The sequence below is a fragment of the Dysosmobacter sp. genome (genome assembly GCF_034093755.1).
Taxonomy (GTDB): Bacteria; Bacillota; Clostridia; order Oscillospirales; family Oscillospiraceae; genus Oscillibacter.
The window spans coordinates 1-21,820 of the sequence record NZ_JAXEBZ010000026.1 but is presented as its reverse complement, the minus strand read 5'-3'; the positions used below and the strand labels follow the sequence as shown (position 1 = coordinate 21,820).

The 21,820-nt window shown below is 60.1% G+C and carries 20 protein-coding genes and 1 tRNA gene; 6 read left to right on the top strand and 15 right to left on the bottom strand.

All coding sequences use genetic code 11. The features are described from left to right. Positions 1-22: 22 nt before the first annotated feature. From SOX55_RS03325 to SOX55_RS03315, 3 genes are all read right to left on the bottom strand, one after another. Positions 23-817, bottom strand: a complete 795-nt coding sequence (locus SOX55_RS03325; RefSeq protein WP_325286015.1) for an EcsC family protein — start codon at positions 815-817, stop codon at positions 23-25. A gap of 238 nt (positions 818-1,055) precedes the next feature. Next, positions 1,056-1,742, bottom strand: a complete 687-nt coding sequence (locus SOX55_RS03320) for a response regulator transcription factor (RefSeq protein WP_325286014.1) — start codon at positions 1,740-1,742, stop codon at positions 1,056-1,058. A gap of 57 nt (positions 1,743-1,799) precedes the next feature. Then, complete coding sequence (locus tag SOX55_RS03315) at positions 1,800-3,170, bottom strand: FG-GAP repeat domain-containing protein (protein ID WP_325286013.1); 1,371 nt, start codon at positions 3,168-3,170, stop codon at positions 1,800-1,802. A gap of 181 nt (positions 3,171-3,351) precedes the next feature. Between SOX55_RS03315 and SOX55_RS03310 the strand changes: the two genes are divergently transcribed. After that, a tRNA-Leu gene (locus SOX55_RS03310) sits at positions 3,352-3,437 on the top strand. 287 nt (positions 3,438-3,724) lie between these two features. Here the strand turns inward: SOX55_RS03310 and SOX55_RS03305 are convergent. Together SOX55_RS03305 and SOX55_RS03300 are read right to left on the bottom strand one after the other, a co-directional pair. Then, a complete protein-coding gene (locus SOX55_RS03305) occupies positions 3,725-4,291 on the bottom strand; it encodes a 6-carboxytetrahydropterin synthase (protein WP_325286012.1) in 567 nt (188 codons plus the stop codon). A 66-nt stretch (positions 4,292-4,357) separates the two neighbouring features. Further along, the gene (locus SOX55_RS03300; protein ID WP_325286011.1) at positions 4,358-4,729 is read right to left on the bottom strand and encodes a Fur family transcriptional regulator; all 372 of its coding nucleotides are present in this window, start codon (positions 4,727-4,729) and stop codon (positions 4,358-4,360) included. Between the two features lie 256 nt (positions 4,730-4,985). Here SOX55_RS03300 and SOX55_RS03295 point away from each other — a divergent pair, with 256 nt between their 5' ends. Beyond that, positions 4,986-5,801 (top strand): AraC family transcriptional regulator, encoded by an 816-nt coding sequence (locus SOX55_RS03295; RefSeq protein WP_325286010.1) that lies wholly within the window; start codon positions 4,986-4,988, stop codon positions 5,799-5,801. 123 nt (positions 5,802-5,924) lie between these two features. Here the strand turns inward: SOX55_RS03295 and SOX55_RS03290 are convergent, their stop codons facing one another. The 10 genes from SOX55_RS03290 to SOX55_RS03245 all read right to left on the bottom strand — a co-directional run bounded on the left by SOX55_RS03290 (position 5,925) and on the right by SOX55_RS03245 (position 15,672). After that, on the bottom strand, positions 5,925-6,269 hold the full coding sequence (locus tag SOX55_RS03290) for a cupin domain-containing protein (protein ID WP_325286009.1): 345 nt from the start codon (positions 6,267-6,269) through the stop codon (positions 5,925-5,927). Between the two features lie 32 nt (positions 6,270-6,301). Then, positions 6,302-8,272, bottom strand: coding sequence for an FAD-dependent oxidoreductase (locus tag SOX55_RS03285; RefSeq protein WP_325286008.1), 1,971 nt, complete (start codon positions 8,270-8,272; stop codon positions 6,302-6,304). Between the two features lie 133 nt (positions 8,273-8,405). Next, positions 8,406-9,461, bottom strand: coding sequence for a DctP family TRAP transporter solute-binding subunit (locus tag SOX55_RS03280; protein WP_325286007.1), 1,056 nt, complete (start codon positions 9,459-9,461; stop codon positions 8,406-8,408). Between the two features lie 73 nt (positions 9,462-9,534). Then, entirely contained in the window at positions 9,535-10,815 is a 1,281-nt protein-coding gene (locus SOX55_RS03275; protein WP_325286006.1) for a TRAP transporter large permease, read from the bottom strand. Beyond that, the gene (locus SOX55_RS03270) at positions 10,816-11,274 is read right to left on the bottom strand and encodes a TRAP transporter small permease (RefSeq protein WP_325286005.1); all 459 of its coding nucleotides are present in this window, start codon (positions 11,272-11,274) and stop codon (positions 10,816-10,818) included. Between the two features lie 107 nt (positions 11,275-11,381). Next, entirely contained in the window at positions 11,382-12,299 is a 918-nt protein-coding gene (locus SOX55_RS03265) for an aldo/keto reductase (protein WP_325286004.1), read from the bottom strand. Positions 12,300-12,347: 48 nt separating this feature from the next. Beyond that, positions 12,348-13,097: an SDR family NAD(P)-dependent oxidoreductase gene (locus SOX55_RS03260; protein ID WP_325286003.1), complete on the bottom strand. Its 750-nt coding sequence runs from the start codon at positions 13,095-13,097 to the stop codon at positions 12,348-12,350. 36 nt (positions 13,098-13,133) lie between these two features. Continuing rightward, on the bottom strand, positions 13,134-13,544 hold the full coding sequence (locus SOX55_RS03255) for a VOC family protein (protein ID WP_325286002.1): 411 nt from the start codon (positions 13,542-13,544) through the stop codon (positions 13,134-13,136). A 90-nt stretch (positions 13,545-13,634) separates the two neighbouring features. After that, positions 13,635-14,657: an aminopeptidase gene (locus SOX55_RS03250; RefSeq protein ID WP_325286001.1), complete on the bottom strand. Its 1,023-nt coding sequence runs from the start codon at positions 14,655-14,657 to the stop codon at positions 13,635-13,637. 79 nt (positions 14,658-14,736) lie between these two features. Then, positions 14,737-15,672 (bottom strand): AEC family transporter, encoded by a 936-nt coding sequence (locus tag SOX55_RS03245; RefSeq protein WP_325286000.1) that lies wholly within the window; start codon positions 15,670-15,672, stop codon positions 14,737-14,739. A 468-nt stretch (positions 15,673-16,140) separates the two neighbouring features. On the opposite strand from SOX55_RS03245, the gene SOX55_RS03240 reads away from it, so the two are divergent. The 4 genes from SOX55_RS03240 to SOX55_RS03225 all read left to right on the top strand — a co-directional run. Next, positions 16,141-17,064, top strand: a complete 924-nt coding sequence (locus SOX55_RS03240) for a hypothetical protein (RefSeq protein ID WP_325285999.1) — start codon at positions 16,141-16,143, stop codon at positions 17,062-17,064. 30 nt (positions 17,065-17,094) lie between these two features. Further along, complete coding sequence (locus SOX55_RS03235) at positions 17,095-19,773, top strand: ATP-binding protein (RefSeq protein WP_325285998.1); 2,679 nt, start codon at positions 17,095-17,097, stop codon at positions 19,771-19,773. Beyond that, the gene (locus tag SOX55_RS03230) at positions 19,766-21,490 is read left to right on the top strand and encodes a hypothetical protein (protein WP_325285997.1); all 1,725 of its coding nucleotides are present in this window, start codon (positions 19,766-19,768) and stop codon (positions 21,488-21,490) included. The genes SOX55_RS03235 and SOX55_RS03230 overlap by 8 nt, the downstream gene beginning before the upstream one ends. A 24-nt stretch (positions 21,491-21,514) precedes the next feature. Then, on the top strand, positions 21,515-21,820 hold a 306-nt coding region (locus SOX55_RS03225), incomplete at its 3' end, for a zinc ribbon domain-containing protein (RefSeq protein WP_325285996.1).

The following is a 21,820-nucleotide window of genomic DNA, read 5'->3' as shown; positions in this document are numbered from 1 at the left end:
GCATTCCCTCCTCTCCCTGATGTCAGTGTTTTCGCCGGGCCAGCAGAAACCGCCGCCGGTATTTGATGGCGGCGTATCGCTGCACCCGCCTGACCAGCACGCCGTCCCGGAGGCCGCCGGCCACCCCCACCACGGGGATGTTCTGCAGCACCTTTCCATACAGCACCGCCTCCGACAATCGCCGGGCGGTGCGGCGCACCTGCTCTCCCAGCGGCGGTTCCTCCGGCCGCCACGCGCCATCCCGCATAAACTCGTTGAGGCGGCGGTCGCCGTCCTCCAGCTCCGGCCCGCCGGAGAGGGCCGTCTCCATGATCAGCAGCACGAACCGCCGCTCCTCCGGCGTCTCATGGCCGAAGCCGAAGCTCTCCGCCGTCTCATACACGCTTTTCAGGAGCATGGCGGTAAACAGCGGCACATCCGGCAGCGCCACTCCAAACAGGCCCATGCCCGCGCCGGCGGCGCCGGCAGCCAGGGTGTTGCCCAGGCCGGAACGGTCCGCAGCCCGGGAAAAGGCCCGGAGATTCCGCCGGTTTTCCCGGAGCTCCGCCTTGTACTGGCGGATTTTGGCGTCCATCCGGCGGTTTTCCCGCCGTCCCACCCGGCCGATGACGCCGGTGCCCTTTTGAAACACCACTTCAAACGCCTTGACAAAGGCGGCGTGGAGGGTCCCGGACAGCGCCTCCGGCGCCAGCTCATCCAGCTTCCGGTCCAGGGGAGAAATCCGCGCCTCCCTGTGGTCCCGCAGGAATTTCTGTTCCCGCCGCCAGTTTTCCCGGTATTCCTTTTCCCAGGCCGTAGACTGTTTCCGTCCCCTCATGGGCGGTCCCTCCCGTCAGCGGTGATATGCGCTCAGAAGCCCCATTTATAGCCGTAGCCCCACACAGTCGTGATATAGGTGGGGTTCTGGACATTGATTTCCCATGAAGCGCCGCTTCATGGGAGCCCTTTTCATTTCACCTGCACGGCGGAAATGAATTCCGCCGCGCCAAGGTTTTGCTCCGCAAAACGCTTGTACGCGCCCTTCGGCACGGCGGGGACAATGTCTCCCGGAATTCTCAGAAGCCCCATTTATAGCCGTAGCCCCACACAGTCGTGATATAGGTGGGGTTCTGGACATTGTCCTCGATCTTCAGCCGCAGGCGTCGGACGTTCACGTCCACGATCTTCAGCTCGCCGAAGTAGTCCCGGCCCCAGACCATGTCCAGAATCTCCTCCCGGGACAGGGCCTTGCCGGGGTTCTCCATAAACACCTTCATAATGGAGTACTCCACCTGGGTCAGCTTGATGCGCTGGCCGTTTTTCTCCAGCGTCCGGTTGCGGGTGTTCAGCAGGAAGGGGTCCTGCCGGATCTCGCCGGTCTGGGCGGTCTCCTCTCCGCCGGCCCGGCGGAACAGGGCGTCCACCCGGGCGGTCAGCTCCGCCGGCGAGAAGGGCTTGGTGACATAGTCGTCGGCGCCGGTCATCAGGCCCGTCACCTTGTCCATCTCCTGGGAGCGGGCGGTGAGCATGATGATGCCGATTTTCGTATTGACGGCCCGGATGCGGCGGCAGACCTCAAAGCCGTCGATGCCGGGGAGCATGATGTCCAGCAGGGCCACCTTGGTGTCCCGATGCTCCTTCAGCCGCTCCAGCGCCTCCTCGCCGGTCTCCGCCTCAATGACGTCATACCCGGCCCGGCGCAGATTGATCACAATAAAACTGCGAATACTGGATTCATCCTCCAGAACCAGAACCTTCTTCATGATGCTTCCTTTCTGCGGGGCCCGCCGGGGCCCGCGTGATATTCCGTCAGCGGGGGATCAGTTGTCCCCCGCCCTCCACTCGGTGGTGATGAGGTTGAACCGGCTGCGCAGTTCGTCCTCCGTGATGCCGCCGCTCCACTGGCGGTTGGCGTCCAGCAGCTCCGCGGCGTAGATGGTCTCCGTCTGCCGGCTGAGAATGACGCGGTCGCCCCGGGTGGCGCGGATCTCCCGGCTGTCGCCGGTGATGGCGCAGATGCGCAGGAAATCCCTGTCATCCTCCTCGGTGACGCCCCGGATGGAAAAGGTCACGGCGCTTTCGCCCACGCCGTTCTGGCTGCGGGTGGCCACAATGCGGTTCACCCAGCCCTCCGGCACCTCCAGGTACCAGCCGTCATCGTTGTTGTGGTAGGTAAAGCACACCGTGGTGCCGGAGCCGTCCCGGCTGTACTGCCGCCAGTTGATGAGATAATCCGCCCCGCCGCCGTGAGAGGGCAGCGTGGAGGGCGCCGGAACCTCCGTCACGCCGTCGCCGTTGATGTCCGCCGGAAACAGCATCTGGTGGCGGAACAGTGCCGTGGACACGCCGGTGGTGTCGGACAGCACCGCGTTGGTCAGCTCCCCCTCCTTGGTCACCAGAATGTCGGTGATGGCCACGCTGGAGTCGCTGACGCCGGTGACAAACAGCGCCGGAACACTGTCCTGCAGCGCCCCGTAAACCACCCGGCCGGAGTTCAGCTCCGCCATGTTCATGGACAGCCGGGCGCTGGAGGTGCGGGTCAGGGCTGCGGGGCCGGCGGTCCGGTCCCAGGTGTAAAAGTCCGCCACGCCGTCGCCCTCCTCGTCGGGCTGGAGCACCACCAGCTCCGTGCCCTCCCGGTCCGGGTCCAGCTCGGCGGCGGCATACTTCACATAGTTGGTCCGCAGCAGTTCCTCGGCCCGGTTTCCCCGCAGGGCGTAGACCGTCAGGGCCTGCAGGTTGGTGCCCACCTTCCAGCCCACCAGCAGCTCCATGCGGCCGTCGCCGTCCAGGTCCCGGTAGGACACGCTGTAAAAGGAGGTGCCGCTGCCCTCAATGACCATGGACTGCTCGTAGCCCTCGCCGACGGGGGTGAAAATGTAGATTTTCAGCGGCTTTTCCTCGGAGCCGCTGCGCAGGAACGCCAGCGCCTCCTCCCGGCCGTCGCCGTCCAGGTCCACCAGCTGCACCGACTGGGTGTTGGCGCCGGACACCGGCGCGGCGTACTCCGCCCCCTGGTCCAGCAGGGCCTTGATGCAGTTGTTCAGCTCCGTGTACTCCACCGGCAGGCTGGGCAGGCTGTACAGCTCCTCCGGCGCCGCCAGGCGGAACTTGATGGGAGCGCAGCCGGCAAACAGACAGCACGCCGCCGCCAGGCAGCACACCGCCCACAGCTTTTTCCAGCTTCCCATGGCCCTTCCCCCTTTCCGGCAGATGAATAGAATCCAACGAATACATCATAGCACCTTTTTTCCCGTTTGGGTAGCCACTTCTTTCGCATTTTACAGAATGGTCATCTTTTCCCTTCCCCTTCCGCCCGGGAAAATCAGGCTTGAATTTCCCCGGCGGGTATGGTATAGTAATAAGGCTTAAGCCGGTGTGATGGAATGGTAGACGTAGCGGATTCAAAATCCGCCGCTGGCGACAGCGTGTGGGTTCGAGTCCCACCACCGGCACCAGCTCGTCGCAAGCGCCATATCGCTTGCGACGAGTTTTTTATGCGCCGCATCAAAAAGTCATCCCGCGCTCATTCTGCTGCTCCTCGCTTCCGAACCGGATTCGCTCCGCTGGATTCCGGTTCGGGTGAGGAACAAAAACATCCGGAATGAAGCCACTTAACACGTCGGAGCAAAGTCCGCTTTGCTCCGACGTTCTTTTATTCCCGTGAAACTAACACAATCAGAAGCGGCGGGGGGGACACCCCGGCGCTTCTCTTCCTATGGAAATACTATGGAAATGTCTCCCATCAGCCCTTCTTGTATCCGCACTTCGGGCAGACGCCGTTCTCATTCAATGCGATGCCGCACAGCGGGCAGCGGTCGATCTGATTCTTCGTCTCAAATTCCGCGGAGGCCGCGTTGACGCCGCTGGTGAAGGTGAGCTTGGCAATGTTCAGCTTGTCCTTCAGCAGATCGTAGACAATCTTGATCATGCCTTCCACGGTCATGGTCTCCTTGGTGACCACCAGACGGCACTCGGGATAGGCAGTGGCCAGCTCCGTTTTGAAGGCGGGGCCCTTCATCTTGTTGGTGGGCGCGCCGTTCCGGATGCCCTGCTTCTCATACACATCGAGAATCGCGGGCAGGAGGGGATCATCCTCCCGCAGGATCAGCGCGTGGTCGAAGTTCTTCAGAACCTCCCAGGCGGTCTTCTGAATCTCGTTGCAGGGAAAGACCATGTTCACGCCGGGCTCAACCGTGTCCTCCACCTCAATGGTCAGCACGCCCGTGTGGCCGTGCAGATACTGGGCCTCACCCTTGAATCCGTAAAATCTGTGGGCATACTGAAGATCCAATGTCGTAATGCTTCTCATGGTTTCTGCTCCTTCTCATTCATATTTACAGGCCGCTTCCGCGCCCGCATGTACCGCTTTTCCAGGTCAGCGCTTTTCGTTTTCCGCCCTGCACGCCGGGCAGAGATAGTACACCTTCAGGTCATAGAACAGGAAGTCCTCCCCCAGCTGACTGCGCAGAGGGGCGGTCAGATCGTCAAAGGAGATGTCCATGATCTTCCCGCAGCGCCTGCAGACCAGGTGATCGTGCTTCTGCATCCAGTCATACCGGTCCGGCATGCCCTCAACAGAGACTTTCCGGACCAGTCCGGCTTCCCACAGCTTGTTCAGATTGTTGTAAACCGTGGCCGGCGCCACCCTGGGGTAGCGCTCCCTCAGCCGCTCATACACCTGGTTCACCGTCAGGTGCTCATGACTCGTGACAACGATGTCGTAAATTGCTTTCTCGTACTTTGTCATGTGGCATCTATCCGTTCAAAATTAGAATAATTCTAAGATTATTATATCAATTCCAATTCAATTGTCAAGCGTCAGTTTTCCCGCGGCGCCCTGACCGCCCCGCGGAAAAGGCGCAGCCGTCCAGTATGATATTTCCATTTTTCAGTTTGCTTTCCCGGATACTTTATGTTATAATTGGACGATAAAATGCGGTATTTTTGCTATTTTGTTAAATTTTTATCATTTTTCGCAGATTCTCAGAAGGAGGGATCTTGCCGTGGATTTGCATTACGCCATTTATCACAACTGCTGGACCACCGATGTCAGGCCACATTTTCACGAATACTATGAAATCATGATCCCTTTGAACAACAATGCCACCTTTTATGTCCACGAGCGAAGCTATCCCGCCCGGTACGGTCAGGCCTGCTTTTTCAGTTCTCAGGACATTCACCGCTTCACCTGCAACCAGGACAACACCTACGAGTGCCACACCATTTACCTGCCCCGGGACACGCTGAAGGACATCTCCACAAAGCGCACCAACTTCATCGACGCCATTGAGAACGCTCCCCTGGTGACCCAGCTTTCTCCGCCGGACCTCACCGCCGTGCTGAATTACCTGCGCGTTCTGGAGCAGGAGCCCTCCTCCGAAATGGGAAACGATTTTTCCCGGGACATCATTTTCCAGCAGTTCATGCTCTCCATGCTCAGCGTGGCGCAGCACAGCAATATCGCCCCCCACGTCTCCGACGATCAGCCCTCCGTGGTGGACAACATCCTGTCCTACATCGCCCAGAACTATCAGAACAACATCTCCCTGGAGACCATCTCCCGGCAGTTTTACCTGAGCAAATCCAGACTGAGCCAGATTTTCAAAAACGCCACCGGCATTTCCATCGGCAACTACATCATTGCCTACCGGATTCAGAAGGCCTGCTGCATGCTGAAAAAGGGGCTCAGCGAACGGGAGATTTACTCCAAGGTGGGCTTCAACGAGTACACCCACTTTATCCGCACATTCCGCAAAAAAACCGGAATGTCCCCCAGCGAATACGCAAAATACTCCTCTGAGCATTACGTCTATATCTGATCCTTCAGGTGAGGGGACCGCGGGGCGCTTCCGCCGCCGCGGTCCCTTTTTTGCGTGGAAAGAACCCGGAAGCCGCCTGCAGGCGGCTTCCGGGGTCTTCGGTCTTCTGCTTCGCGGGGGTTCTTACTGCAGAACCACCAGCGCCATCAGCTCCACGGTTTCCGTCCCCCGGTTTTCCAGGCTGTGGGACTCCCCCGAGGCGGTGGCGCTGACGTCGCCGGGGTAGAGAATCACTTCCTGGCCGTTGTCCACCAGGACGGCCTCCCCCTGGAGGATGTAATAGAACTCCACCTCGTTTTCATGGAGGTGATACCCGATTTTGCAGCCGGGTTCCAGGGTAATCCGGGCAAACAGCCGGGCGGTGTTGTACATCTGCTCCCGGGTGGCCAGATCCGTAATTTTGGTAATTCCGCTGCCATGATGCAGGCAGCCCTCACGCACAGGGCAGTCCTGCGCCCGTGTATACATATCGCTGCACTTCCTTTCTGCTGCGGCAAATATCAGATATAGTATCCCGCGCGGAAGCCGTGGGCATGGGAAATCAGGCCTCTGCCGTTCTTTCCGGCCTCACCGGACATGACGGCCTGCTCCGCGTCACCGGCCACAACCACCTTCTCCACAACGCCGGCCAGCTCACTCTCCAGCGGATTGTAAGCGCGGGAGCCGATGGCCAGAATCGTATTGTTCAGGCCGGTAACCGCCTGCTCAACGCCGTTTTTCTCATAAATCACGCTGTCCGCGGTGATTCTCTTCACGGTCGCGTCAGGAATCAGCTCCACATTGTGCACCGCGAAGTCCCTGGTCATGTAGTAGTTGGGACCGGGCTCGCCCTCCGTCGGAATCTTATCCCGCATTTCCAGAACAACCACTTCCCTGCTCTGGTGGGACAGGAAGGCCGCCGTTTCGGCGCCCACCAGGCCGCCGCCGATCACCGCCACTCTGCGGCCGGGGTTAGCGGTGAAGTTCAGCACGTCGTTCGCGAGCATGACTTCCGGCAGATCGACACCCTCAATGCGGGGGATGATGGGAACCGCGCCGGTGGCCAGAATGACTGCGTCGTACCGGCCCTCCACAGCGGTCTCTTTGGTAAACTCCGCGCCGCAGTGGACGGGAACACCCAGGCGATTCAGCTCATTTTCCTGCCACACAATCAGGGTTGTGTATTCCTGCTTGGTGGGGGGGACCGCCGCAAGGCTGAACTGGCCGCCCAGACGGTCGCTCTTTTCAAAAAGCTCCACATCGTGTCCGCGGCGTCTGGCGGCAATGGCCGCCGCGCAGCCGGCGATGCCCCCGCCAACCACGGCAACCTTCTTTTTCTTCTCCGCGGGCTGGAAGGTATACTCGCCCTCATGGCCCAGAATCGGGTTCACCAGGCACTCAATGGGCGTGCTTCCCCGCTTGATGTTGCCGGTGCAGCCCTGAGAGCAGCCAACGCAGGTCACAATTTCATCAATCCGGCCCTCTCTCACCTTATTGGGGAATTCCGGATCCGTCAGGGACGCGCGCCCCATGCCGATCACATCGGCTTTGCCGCTGCGCAGAACCGCTTCCGCAATGTAGGGGTCGTTGATCCGCCCGTTGCCGAAAACAGGAATGGAGACAACCTTCTTGATCTCCTCCGTGTAATCCAGATTGTATCCGTGGGCAACGGCCGCGGGCACATTGGGCGTGAAGCCGGCAGTGGAATGGGAGCCGACAGAGGCGTTGATCGCATTGATTCCCGCCTCCTCCAGCATAATGGCAAGTGCCCTGGTGTCGCCGATTTCAAGACGGGCGGCGCCCATCATCTCAGTGGTGGTGAGACGATAAATCAGGGGGAAATCCTCTCCCACTTCCCTGCGGACGGCGGCGATCACCTCCAGGGCAAAGCGGGCCCGGTTGCGCAGGCTGCCGCCGTACTGGTCGGTGCGCTTGTTGGAGAAGGGGGAGAAGAACTGCTGGATCATGTAGCCGTGGGCGCCGTGAATCTCAATGGCGTCATACCCGGCCTCCTTGGCCCGGCGCGCAGTCCGGGCAAAATCGTTGACAAGCTCCTGAATCTCCCCCACCGTTAGCTCTCTGGGTACATCCGCCGGGTTGTTGGCCCGGACAGGGCAGGGAACCGCGGAGGGCGCCACGTTCTGCACGCCGGTAACGGCAAAGCCTGTCTGGCGGCCGCCGTGAGCCAGCTGGATGCAGATTTTCGAGCCGTTGGCGTGGACCGCCTCCGTCACCTTCCGGTGGCCCGGGATGAATTTGTCATCCCACAGCTCGCAGCAGCGGTAGAAGGCGCGTCCCGTTTTGGAAACGGAGGTCAGCTCCGTGGACAACATTCCCCAGCCGCCTCTGGCCCTGGCGGTTACATAGTCAATATAGCGCTGTGTGACAACGCCGTTGTCATCACAGTAGCAGGACTCCATCGCGGTGGTGACCAGGCGGTTTTTCAGGGTCATGCTGCCGATGGTAATGGGAGAAAACAGAGAATCAAACATGCTTCACACCTCTTGCATTTTTCACGCTGTGCAATCATTCAGACGCATTTTTCGGGAATGGCAGTGAGGCATAAAACTGCCCCACTGCCATCCGTTTACAAAGGAATATTCCGGGAATGCTCTCCGGCCGCTGTCAGATCACGCCGAAGGCCTTGCAGATATCCTCGCCGTACTTGTCAACAAAGGACATCTTCACGTCATAGACGGCGTCCTTGAACGCCTGCAGCTGCTCGTCGGTCAGTTCCGTGATTTCGCAGCCCTTCTCGATAAAGATCTGCTTGTACTCCTGGTCCTGCTCGGAGATGGCGTCACGGGCCCACTGGATGGCTTCCTTCCAGGTCTCCTCCAGCAGCTGACGGGTGGCGTCGTCATAGCTCTCCCAGGTGGCCTGGTTGGCGATGACGAACCAGGCGTCATACTGCCACGCGCACTCGGTCACGTACTTCTGCACCTCATACAGGTTGGCGGCGCCGGCAGTCTGATAGCCGTTCTCCTGTCCGTCGGCGGTGCCCATCTGCAGGGCGGTGTACAGCTCGGAGAAGTTGATGGTGACGGGGTCGGCGCCCAGCGCCTTGAACACGGCCATGCCCACCTCGCCGGAGGGGATCCGCATCTTCAGGCCCTTCACATCCTCAGGAGTGACGATGGGGCGGGTGTTGTTGGTCCAGTGGCGCAGGCCGTTGTGCAGAGCACCCATGAAGGTCAGGCCCTTGCTGTTGAGGATCTCGTTGTAGGCCGCGCCGCCGGCGCCGTCGAAAGCGGCCTCAGCCTCTTCATAAGTAGAGAACAGGAAGGGCAGCTGGTGGGTCTGGAAGGCGCTGCTCAGGGAGCTCAGGTTCGCGCCGGAAGCGATGGCGAACTCGAAGGAGCCGCCGGCAGCCAGCATCTCAACCACCTTGGACTGGTCGCCGTTGGCCAGCTGGGCCTGGGGATAGACCTTGGCCGTGATCTGGCCGCCGGAAGCCTGGCTCACGTTTTCGGCAAACCGGTTGGCAGCCTGGGTGTCGATGCCGGTGTCAGCGCCGGAGGTGGAGATGTTGATGGTAATCTTGGGATACGCGGGGCCGCTGCTGGCGCTTGAGGCAGCGGGGGCGGAGCCGGAGCTTTTTGCGGGTTCATTGCTGCTTCCGCAGGCAGCAAGCGACAGTGTCATTGCGACAGCCATCAGAACGGACAAAAACTTTTTCATACGAATCTCCTTATTTTTTTATTTACACAGTGCCGCTTTCGCCGCGGCACTTATGCATGAAGTTGGACCGGGCTCAGGTTGCCAGCAGGTTGGGCAGGAATGTGGCCAGGATCGGGCAGTAGGTCACCAGCAGGCAGACCGCGAAGGACGCCAGCACGAAGGGAATCACCGCGTAGGAGATCTCCTTCAGCGACACCTTTCCGATGCCGCAGGCCACGTACAGGTTCAGGCCCACAGGCGGAGTCACCTGGCCGATGGCCACGTTGATGACCATGACCGTGCCGAAGTGAATGGGATCGATTCCCAGCTTCATTGCGGCGGGGAACAGAATGGAAGTGAAGATCAGGAACACGGAGCTGCCGTCCAGCAGGCAGCCGGCAATCAGAAGGATGACGTTGACCACCATCAGGAAGATGTACTTGTTTCCGCCGGCCATGGCAATCAGGCCGTTGCTGGCCGCCACGGCCAGTCCCAGCACGTTCAGCGCCCAGGAGAACACCGCCGCGCAGGCGCAGATGAACATGATCTGACCGGTGGAACGGATGGAGTCAATGCAGATGTGGTACAGTACCTTCATATTCACGGTCCGGTAAATCACCACGCCCACGAACAGGCCGTACACCGCGGAAACGGCGGCTGCCTCGGTGGGGGTGAATACGCCGGTATAAATGCCGCCCAGAATGATGACGGGCATCATCAGCGCCCAGATGGCGTCCTTGAAGGAGTCCCAGATTTCCTTGCCGGAGGCCTTGGGCAGCTGCGTCAGCTCCTGCTTCCGGGCGGAAAACTTCATGGCGTAGAACAGGGAGATGCCCACCAGAACGCCGGGCACCATGCCGGACATGAACAGGGAGCCGATGGAGGTTCCGGTGATGGAACCGTAGAGCACGAAGGTGATGGAAGGCGGGATGATGGAACCGATGGCGCCGCCGGTGGCCATCAGGGCGGAGGCCTGGTCCTTGCGGTAGCCGCTGGTAATCATGGCGGGGATAACAATGGCGCCCAGCGCGGCCACAGTGGCCGGTCCGGAGCCGGAAATGGCGGCAAAGAAGCAGGACACAATCACGCACACCATGGCCAGGCCGCCCTTTTTGTGGCCCACCAGAGACTTGAAGAAGTCAATGAGCCGGGTGGAAATCTGTGCCTTCTCCATGATGTTGCCGGCGATGATGAAGAACGGGATGGCCAGCAGCAGATACTTGTTGCAGGCCGCGTAGTAGTTGGTGGCATTCATGCTCAGGGACATGCCCTCGTGGAGCAGCGTGGCCACGGCGGACAGCATCAGGCACAGTCCGATGGGCACATTCAGCACAAGCAGCAGGAAAAAGCCGCCGATCAGAATTAATGTCGGCACTTACAGCACCTCCTTGTCCAGCGCTTTACAGACAGCCGCCTGCACAAAGCGAATCAGCATGAATACACCGCCCACAGGAATGGCCATGCTGTAAATCCAGGCGGGCCACTGCAGCGTTGCCGTAATGCTCCCCAGCCGGATCTGGGTCTGAATCATCTCCCAGCCCAGCTTGATCAGCATTACCGCGACGCCCGCGCCCAGCAGATTGGCCAGCACAGCCAGAATGCTCTGCAGCCTGCGGGGCAGTCTGTCCGTCAGAATGGACAAGCCCAGGTGGGACTGGTATTTGATGGCAATGGAGGTTCCCATCATGCTCAGCAGCACAAACAATCCGCAGACAATCTCCTCCGTGAAGGAGATGGAGGAATGGAGCACATATCTGCCCACCACGTTGGCGAAAGCCAGCGTCAGCATGACAATCGTGCACGTGCAGCACAGGGCCGCCTCGATACCGCCCATAATTTTAAAGAATTGTTTCATCTTTTTCTCCTAAAACAGCCGATACACCAACAGACCGGAAACCGCCGCCCTTGGGATCACGGACTCGCCGTTTGACTTCCGGTGTGTTATTTGTCCTTGTAAAAATCCACGGTGAGATTGCCTGCGTATCCCTTTTCCGCGAAGCACACGCCGCGCTTCACCTGCTCCATGATCCGGACAGGGACGTCTGCGATCTCCGTGTCATAGCGGGGCAGCTGGGGCAGGCTTCCGATCTGCGCCATGTCCTCCGGCGTCAGCGCAAAGTCCATGATGTCGGCGTTCTGCGCCATGCGGGCGGGCGTCACCGTCTTGGGCACGGTGATCACGCCGTTCTGATAGGCCCAGCGCAGCGCCACCTGGGCGGTGGATTTGCCGTGCTTTTCCGCAATGGCCATGATGATTTCATTGTTCAGCACGCCGCCCTGGGCGCCGCTGCCCAGAGACTGCCAGCCGCCCACGGCAATTCCCTTGTACTCGCACAGCGCCCGGATCTCGTACTGGCTCACCAGGGGATTGCACTCGATCTGGATGAACGCGGGGATGATCTCCGTGTTGTCCATCAGGGTCATCAGCTGCTTGACCCGCATATTGGAGACGCCGATGGCTCTGACGCGGCCGGCCTTGTAGAGCTGCTCCATCTTCTTCCAGCCCTCCACGTAATTGACGGGCCAGTGCAGCAGACACATATCCACGTAATCCAGGCCCAGGCGCTTCAGGCTGCCTTCCAGCGCCTCCTCCACCCGGTCCTGATAGATCATGGTCGGCCACACCTTGGTGGTGACAAACAGCTCCTCTCTGGGAATGCCGCTGTCCCTGATGCCCTGACCGACGCCCTCTTCCACGTTGTAGAAGGCGGCCGTGTCAATGAGCCGGTAGCCGGCCTCAATTGCCTGACGCACCGCCACCGCGGCGCTCTCATTGGTCATCTGCCAGGTGCCGAAGCCCATCATGGGCATCTCCACACCGTTGTTCAGTACTTTTCTTTCCTCCAGGATGGATGCCATAGTTTCCCTCCTTATTTACCGTATGTGCTTCCTTTGAACCGCGGGGAATCAGCCCATGTACGCACCGCCGTTGACGTTGACGGTGACGCCGGTGATGTAACCGGCCTCCTCGCTGGCCAGAAACACCATGGCGGCTGCCACATCATCCGGCACGGCAATGCGCCCGGCGGGAATACCGGCAGCCATCGGCGTAAAATCGGTGTCCAGCAATCCGGTGTTGCAGGGGCCGGGGGCCACGCAGTTGACCGTGATGCCGTCCCGGACAAACTCCTTGCCCAGCGCCCGGGTCAGACCGATGACGCCGGACTTGGCGGCAATATAGTGGGGACCGCCGAACACGCCGCCGCCGTTTTTGGCGGACACGGACGCCAGGTTGACAATGCGGCCATAGCCGTTTTTCTGCATGTAGGGAATGGCGGTTTTCATGGTCAGGAACGTACCGGTGAGGTTGATGGCGATCATACGGTCCCAAGCCTTCGTGGTCATCTCCAGAGTGCGGATGGACTGGCTGATGCCGGCCACGTTCATAATGACGTCGATGCGGCCGTATTTCTCGTACACGGTCTTCATCAGATTTTCCTGGCTGGCCTCGTCGGTGACGTCCACCGGCAGGGCAATGGCCTGATAGCCGTCCTGGCGCAGGATTTCCGCCACAGCCCTGGCGCCCTCCTCATTGATGTCGGCCGCCACCAGAACAGCGCCCTGCTCGCCCAGCATTTTGGCCGTGGCATAGGCAAAGCCCTTGGTGTTGGAGCAGCCCACAATAATGGCCACACGATCTTGATAGCTGAATTTCATGGCTGTTTCCTCTCTTTTTTCAGTGTCCGCTTCGTTTCACTCCAGGTACTCGATGAGTTCAATCTGCTCTCCGTCGGGTCCCCGCAAAAACGTGTTTTTGATGCCTCCGGGGCTGTAAATCTCATGCTTGCGCAGCACGGGAGGGATAAACGTGTCCACGCCCCTGGATCTCAGATAGTCGATCATCTGCTCCACGTCGTCCACCTGCAGGCAGATGTGATTGAAAAAGCCGTCGTCCGAAAGAGGCATCTGTTCCGGAAAGCTGGGCTCCTTGAATTCAATGACAAAATCGCCCGCCACCTCCATCAGCGTCAGCTTCCAGAAATGGCCCGGCTTATTGGCGATGTACGTGACGGTCTGATCGATGATTTTTCCTCCAAACAGGTTGTAAAACGCAATGGCGCGGTCCGTGTCTCTGGTATGGAGGGCTACATGATGTAATCGCACAGCAACGCTCGCTTTCTGAATCAGGCGGAGGGCGGAGAGCCGCTCCGCCTGATCAAAATTTTATTTTCGTTTCAGCGATTCTCCGGGAACTTACACATAGATCTTGTCCTTCTCATAGATCAGGACATCGTCGATGTAAACCTGAATGTCAGAGAAAGACACATCCACGTGGCAGGGAGCCTTGACCTTGCCGCCGATGGCGTAGTTGCTGCCGATGCCCACGTGGCCGGTGCCCCACTTGCCCAGATCCTCCAGGTTGTTGGCATACATACGGGACACGGGGTTCAGGCCCAGGCCGAACTCGGCCACGTTGTAGGCGGTGGGATCGTTGTAGCTCTCCAGCAGCTTCATCAGCTCCTCGCCGCCTGCGCCCTCGGCGCCGACAATGAGGCCGTTCTCCACAAACAGGGTGGTGGGCTCGTCCCGCATCACGCCGATATTCATAATGCGGACGTTCACCACGATCTTGCCGTGGGCGGTGCCCTCAATGGGGGCGATGTTGATCTCGCTGTTGGGCCACGCGGCGAAGGTGCCGGGCTCCCGGAACAGGCCGGTCTCATACTGCATGGGCCGTCCCTCGATGATGCCCTCCAGGTCGGTGCCCTCCTTGGTGACGAAGCGCCACTTCTTGCCCTTGCTGATGTAAGCGCCCAGCTTGTGGCCCCGCTCGTCGCACTCCAGATAGTTGCCCAGCATGGCGCCGGTGCACATCAGGTCCTCCGTCACCTCGCACATGGTGGTGCCGCGGGCGCCGTTGGCCAGGGCGCGGACCCGGGCGTCGGTGTGGGTCTGGGAGTAGGTGGCGGGCAGGAAGAACACGTCGGAAGCCGCCACGGCGTCCTCCGCCGGCTTGGTCAGCTGACGGCCGTGGGCGCCGGTGGGGGTAATCATGACGATGGTGGGCTTGGCGCCCAGGGCCAGGGCAGCGCCCGCGATGCACTCAGCGATGCGCAGCTTGTTGAAGTCAGAAGAAATCACAACGTTTTCACCGGGCTGAATGTTCGCGCACTCGGTGCACAGCTTGTAGGCGCCGCGCATCATCTCAACCCGGAGGGACTCGCCGGGCATATAATGCATGTACTGAATCGGCCATACGCCACTGTCTCTGCTCATAAACTTTTCCTCCTGAAAAATAAGATTTATTGCCGCGCCGCGGAAATCCGCCGCGAGGTTTACAAGATTAGCGAATCCGTCAGGCCAGCCGGTTCAGCACCCCGATCACAACCGGCAGCGTCCCCAAGCAGCACACCGTGGTGACGCAGGTGTTCACCGTGGCGTATTCACAGTCGGACCCGTTGGCCCGGGACATGATGGCCATGGAGATCAGGCTGGGCAGCGCCACCGTCAGCGCCAGGGTCTTGCTCTCCATTACGGCGAATCCCAGCGCGTCCGCGGCCAGGAACACCACAATGGGCATCACCAGCATCCGCACCACAACCGTCATGGCCGCTCCCGGCAGACCGGCGTTCCTGCCGAGCCGCAGGCCCGCCACGATGCCGCCCACAAACACAATGGACACCGGCTGGCTGGAATTGGCCACGTTCACGATGGCGGCGGTGATGATGCTGTCCTCCGGCAGACGGAGATTCAGGAAAATCATGGCCACCGCCGCCAACAGGGCGATCACCATGGGACTGAGCATCCTGCGCAGCATGGCCAGGTTCATCCTCACGCCGCTCTCCGCCGGAAAGGACAGGGGATACGCCACCAGGTACAGATAGATCTGGTCCACCAGGAAAATGATGGCCACATAAATCGTGGCCGCATCCCCCAGGGCCGCGGCAATCATGGGAAACCCGATGATGGCCATGTTCCCGATGCCGGTCTGCACCATATGGACCCGCAGGCGGTCGCCGGAATAGCGGCACAGCTTTCCGCAGGCCCAGCCTGCCAGCAGCATCACGCCGTACATGAAAAAGGCGAACACGAATACCCGCACGGAGGACAGCACCGTCTCACGGCTGGAAACCATGGGCAACTTGTAAATCAGTACGCAGGGCATCGCGATTTTCATGGCGTAGGCGGCCAGCGCATCCAGGGAGGATTCCCGCAGCAGTCGGAGCCTGATCCCCAGAAACCCCATCAGCATCATGATGCCGATCTGAATCAACTGCTGCCGTACTTCCACCGCTCTGCCTCCATCCGCTCTCCGATCCCCCGGAAAGCGGCGCCTCAGCGCCCCTTCCGTTTTTGTGCTTTTGCACAATTTGCTGCATGAATCGCCATCTCATTTGTTCACCATGCTGTCTACAATTGCAATTTAACGAAGAATTGAGCGGATGTAAATACTTTCCGCCAGCTGTGATCGAATATGTCAACTTCTCAATTCGATTTTCGCCGGCGCCGCTTTTTCGGAGGGAAACCGGCGGCCGATTTCCCGGTGGAAAAGGGTCTGTCGGGCGGCTGCGTCACATTCCCCGGAGCATCGACGACATTCTGGAAATTCATCCCTTTTTTGACACACTTTCCCTTGTCTGCGGCAGGAAGCTATGGTATAATTTCCATTAGCTATCGGCTGCGGCCACTGACCGGAAAAACACGGGGTGAAACCGCTGCCGGACATGACACAGAGTGAATTTTAATCAGGGGTGATTTTATGGCCTATAAATGCAGAATCTGCGGTTTCAACGATGTGGAAAACCCCGGTGACGTTTGTGAGCTGTGCGCAATCGGAGAAGACCCGTACGCCGCGGCGGTAAACCCGGGCTACGGCGGCGGTGCGGAGACCGCCGGCACCGGCGCCTCCTCCAACCGGAAGATCCTGCTGGGTGATCCGGAGCCGGCGGCATCCCCCGTCTCCTCCGGGAAACGGCGCCGGGTCCTGCTCAACAGCAGCGCGCCGACGGCAGTGGATCCCTACGGAAACCAGCTTCAGCCTCAGGACGAGCCCTCCGATGTGCAGGTGTACCGTCCCGGGCAGGCCCCCCTGCCCCAGACGCAGGCCGCTCCGGCGCAGCCGGCGGCCTCCGGGAAGGCCGGTCAGGCGGTCAAGGGTCCCATCACCAGCGGCATTACGAAAAACATCTCCTCCGACGTGCAGAAATACTCGTTTCTCCGCCGGTGGTTCCGGGCGCTGTTCTCCGGCGTTCCCTTTACCCTGGACGGCGACATCACCATGTTCCAGGTGTTTCCGGATTATTCGGGAACCGCGCTGAACGCCCAGGGCAACGTCTGCGACCAGGTGATCGTATACGGAAAGCTGAAAAACGGCTCCATTGCGGAGAACAACGACATTGAAGTCTACGGCCGCAGGGACGCCAACAACAACATCGTGGCCACCACCATCAAAAACAAGGCCAGCGGCACCACGGTCACCCCCGAACGCACTCTGGGCGTGGCAGCGGTCTGGGTCATCACCGTGCTGCTGTTCGTTCTGGTCTGGGCCGTTGTGGGCAGTCTGGGCCCCCTGGGAGTGATGTGGGCCGTCATTCTGCTTCTCTGCCTGACAAATCTCCCCGCCGTTCTGAAGGTGCTGAGTGTTCTGTTCGGCGCCATATTCACCCTGTTCCGGAAGCTGTAAAGGGGCGGACTGCCCGGGAGGACACGAGAGATGACTGTCTACACATCAGCCGAAAAGAACTACGCTGTCTGCCGCAAAGAACTGGACCTGATCCCCAATGGAAATTTCCTGTCAAACGGATACGAAGAGTGCCGCAACATGTCCTTCTGCCGCATCGCCGGCTGCACCCGCTTCTGGGAGCATGAGCCGGACCTGGACGCCAGCCAGCTGACCGGAGACATCCTCAACAGCTGCGTGCGCCACGGCGTTCCCTTCGCGTATGTCATCAGCGGCAGCAAAGACGGCATTCAGATTTACATCGGCACCCTGAAGGTGCTGCTGGACAGTCTGAAATCCTCCTACGAGGCATCGTATCCCGGCGTGGACATGGAGTATGTCCCGGACAATCCCCTGCGCACCTGCGCGGCCGCCTACGGCGGCATCTTCACCGGCATTCCCACCGATAAGATCAGCGCCGAGAAAAAGGGATTTCAGATTGAAAACATCTGCCGTGGGATGGCCGGCCGGGATTTCACCTACGTCATCCTGGCCTCCGGAATCAGCAGCATTGCGGTCACCTTCGGACACGAGAGGCTCCTGGAGGAAATGGAGACCGTCTACGGCCTGATCAACCGCACGGTTTCCGGCGGCGCCCAGGGCAACCTGCAGGCCCAGCACCAGGATTTTTACAGCAAGGATTACTTTGAGAACCTGGAGATTCTGGAAAAGAGCCTGAAGCAGGGCGCGGCCAGAGGCATGTGGCGTGTCAGCGGCTACTACGCCGCCGGCAACCAGCTGGACGCCAGGAAGCTGGGCAACATTATCAAGGCCAGCTTCTCCGGCGCGGATTCCCGGCCGGAGCCCTTCCGGGTCATTGAATACAACCGGATCCGGGAGGTCATCGTCAACACCTATATGATGGCGGACCTGTCCGACCGGCTGGACCTGCATCCGCTGGGGCGCTGGAGACGCGAGGGCGTCAGCCAGGAGATCTCCCTCTACATCTATAAATTCCAGACGCTGCTGAGCAGCGACCAGCTGGCAGCGCTGTGCCAGCTGCCCACCAAGGAGTTTCCCGGCTTCTACATCGATGACTACGTGGAGTTTGACGTTTCCAACCGCACCAGAGGAACCCTCCGCGAGCCGCTGGTCATCGGGGACATCTGCACCGCCGGAAGAAAGCAGTCCCAGGACGCCAACAACCAGTACCTTATGGAAAAGGACGACCTCACCCGTCACGCTCTGATCATCGGCATCACCGGCGGCGGCAAAACCAACACCTCCAAGTCCCTTCTGAACACGCTGTGGAACACGCCGGACCCGAAGGACCGGGTTCCGTTCCTGGTGATTGAATCCGCCAAGCGGGAGTACTGGGAGCTGCGGAACCTGAAGGGCTTTGAGGATATTCTGGTGTTCACCCTCGGCGCCGAGGACCCCCGCACGGCGGTCCGCTACCGGATCAACCCCTTCGAGACCAACCCCGGCATTTCCCTGCAGACCCACATTGACTATCTCCTGTCCACCTTCAAGGCGGCGTTCGACCTGTTCCCGCCGCTGCCCCACATCCTTGAAAAGTGCGTCTATGAAATCTACACCGACCGCGGCTGGGATATTGTGGAAAACCGGAACCGGTACGGCCTGACGGAGTACCCCACCCTGTCCGACCTGTACAACAAGGTGGACGTGATCGTGGACAGCATGGGATACCACCAGGAAGTGGAATCCAACATGAAAGCCGCCCTCCAGGCCCGGATCTATTCCCTGATGATCGGCGGAAAGGGCGCCATGCTGAACACGCCGCGTTCCGTACCCATCGGCGAGCTGCTGTCGCGCCCTGTTGTCATGGAGCTGGAGGACCTGGGCGACGATGAAACGAAATCCTTCGTCATCGGCATCCTTCTGGTGCAGCTGTACGAATACCGGAAATCCCTGATGACCAAAGGCGCCAAAAAGCTGTCCCACGTGCTGATGGTGGAGGAGGCGCACCGGCTGCTGAAAAACGTGCCGGAGGGCGGCGAGGGCGGAAACACGCGGGCCAAGTCCGTAGAGTTTTTCTGCAATCTGCTGGCGGAAATCCGCACCTTCGGCCAGGGAATCATGATCGCCGACCAGATCCCCACCAAAATCGCCCCGGACTCCATCAAGAACACCAATCTGAAAATCGTCCACCGCACCGTGGCCCTGGAGGACCGGGAGACCATGGGCCGCGCCATGAACATGAATGACGATCAGATCGGGTATCTCAGTTCCCTGCGGCGGGGATACGCCGCGGTCTACTCCGAGGGGGACAGCAAGCCCAAGTGCGTCAAATTCCCCCTGGTGACCTCCTATTACGAAAAAAGCCGCGGAGAAGTCATCCTTGAAGCCCGCCAGAAGGTCCAGCGGATTGCCGACGGATACGACCAGGTTGTCAGCAACCACGCGGGCTGTGCTTACTGCGAAAACCGGTGCCGGCACTATGCGGCTGTCAAGGCCTTTGTGGATACCGGTCTCGCCGTGGACCAGGTGCTGGCAAAGTGGGCGGCCCACCAGTACCGTCCGGCGGAGCTGATGGCGTTTCTGAACGCCGGGCCGGTCCGGGCCCTCCACCAGGGAAATGACTGCGCGCGCCGGTGCATCCTCGGCTGCATTCTGGAGCGGCAGCCCCAACTGAACGCAGGTCAGCGGCAAAAGTACATTGCCGATTATCTGAAAGAACTACACAAAAGCGAGGGAGAGAAACATGTCTGAGAGAGTGATTCAGCAGGCCGATCTGAAAACCATTGAAAACAATCTGGGAGCGATCCACAAGGATCTGCAGTCCATTGACACCGGCGTGGGCACCGTGAACAGCAATGTTCAGGTGGTTTATGACGAAGTGGGCGCCCTTGCAAAGGAGTTCCACGAGTTTGTCGACATGCAGCAGCGTGAGAATCGTCTGGTGCAGGCCGAGACCCGTCTGGTGAAGATCCGCCAGGAGATTGAAAAGAAGTACGGCCACTATGACATCGTGCGCCGGACCACCACGGGTATCCTGCAGGCGGATGACCTGGGCATCGTCAAGAAGGAAACCATCAGCAACGCCACGGAGGAGCTGATGATCTCCACCCCCAACTACTGGCTGGCCCCCTGCCTGGTGGCCCTGGCCGCATGGATCAACGATCAGCCCGAACTGGCGGAAACCGCGCTCCGGGAAGGCATCAAGCGCAGCGACGAGAAGACCTCCCTGTTCTTCGCCCTGATCTGCCGCCGCGCGGACAGAAAGGCCGCCTGCCTGAAATGGACCCAGCGCTACCTGGCCAATCAGGACGAGGAGAATCTGGACCACAAGGCCGTCATCATTCTGGACGCCTACGCCAGCGGTCTGCTGGGCGCCGACTCCGAGGGCGTCATCTCCCGCCAGATGACGGAGTGGCTGGAGCACCTGGCCGACAAGCCCGGTTTTGTGGAGCAGCAGACCACCCAGTGGTCCGAGGCCATCAACCTGAAGCGCAAGCCCATCGACACGGCCTCCTACGTCTATCTGAAAAAGTACAGCCGCACCTGGCCGGTGCTGGAGGACATTCTGGAGGGCGCCAACCTGCACGCGGAGATCCTGTCCTATTTCACCAATATCTTTGCCCAGGAAGCCAGCACCGCCACGCTGAAAGAGCAGCTGGATGACATTCTGACCAGCCTGGTCACCGACTTTGACGAGGAAGAGCTGGAGCTGCGGAAGCAGGAGAAATTCGAGCAGTTCGTTGTGGATTTCGGCGGCGACGAGAAGCGGGCGCGCCAGAACATGGCCATTGAGAAATCCGCCTTTGAAACCCACAAGGATTTCACCCAGCTGCTGACGGACGCGGCCATGAAGCCCGAAAGCGCTCACGCCAGCGTCTCCACCCAGAAATTCGCCATCGCCCTGTCCAAGGATTGGGTGACCAACGCCTATAACGACATCACCGCCCAGAACCGGATGAAGATTCCCAACGAAATCGAAATCAATGTGGATCTCCTGAACGCCAAAACCACGGACGGTCAGAACGAGGACGCGCTGCTGCAGCAGTACAGCGGCCTCATTGAGGCGGAGAAGCAGAAGGCCCTGGCCCAGTGTGTGCTCAGCGGGTTCGACAAGTTCTGCCTCTACGGCGGCGGCGGCATCGCCTGCCTCGGCCTGGGTATGCTGGTCACCGGAAGCCTGTTTATGGGCCTCATCGCTGCCATCGCCGGTGCCGGCATGGTCATCAACCACTTCTCCAAGAAAAAGAAGATCGAGGTCAATCGCCAGAACATTGAGAAGAAATTCGCAGAGCGGCTGAAGAGCGGTCTGGAGATCATCCGCGCGACGCTGGCCGAAGTGGTGGACTTCCGGGCGGAATTCGCCGCCAAGGACGGCGAAAGCCAGAAAGTCGTGGATTTCCTGGATCAGATTTCGCCGGACCAGTACGTGCGGAAGCTGGCTGATTCCAACCGGCGCATTAAAGTGTAAGGAGAATGGATGATGGACGCGAAAATGAGAGCTAATTTTATCAACGCCGTCGCAGCCGGCGAGAAGATTCCCTGCCCCAAGTGCAGCACGTTAAATGACGCTGACTCCCGTTTCTGCATGACCTGCGGCTCCCCGCTGGCAAAGCCCGCCGCGGCCGAGCCTGCTCCTGCCGCACCCGCGGCGGAGACGGTGCCCTTTGCTCCCGCCGCCCCCAAGGCGGAAGCGGTGCCCTTCGCTCCCGCCGCCCCCAAGGCGGAGGCCGTGCCCTTCGCTCCCGCCGCCCCCAAGGCGGAGGCGGCGCCCTTCGCTCCCGCCGCCCCCAAGGCGGAG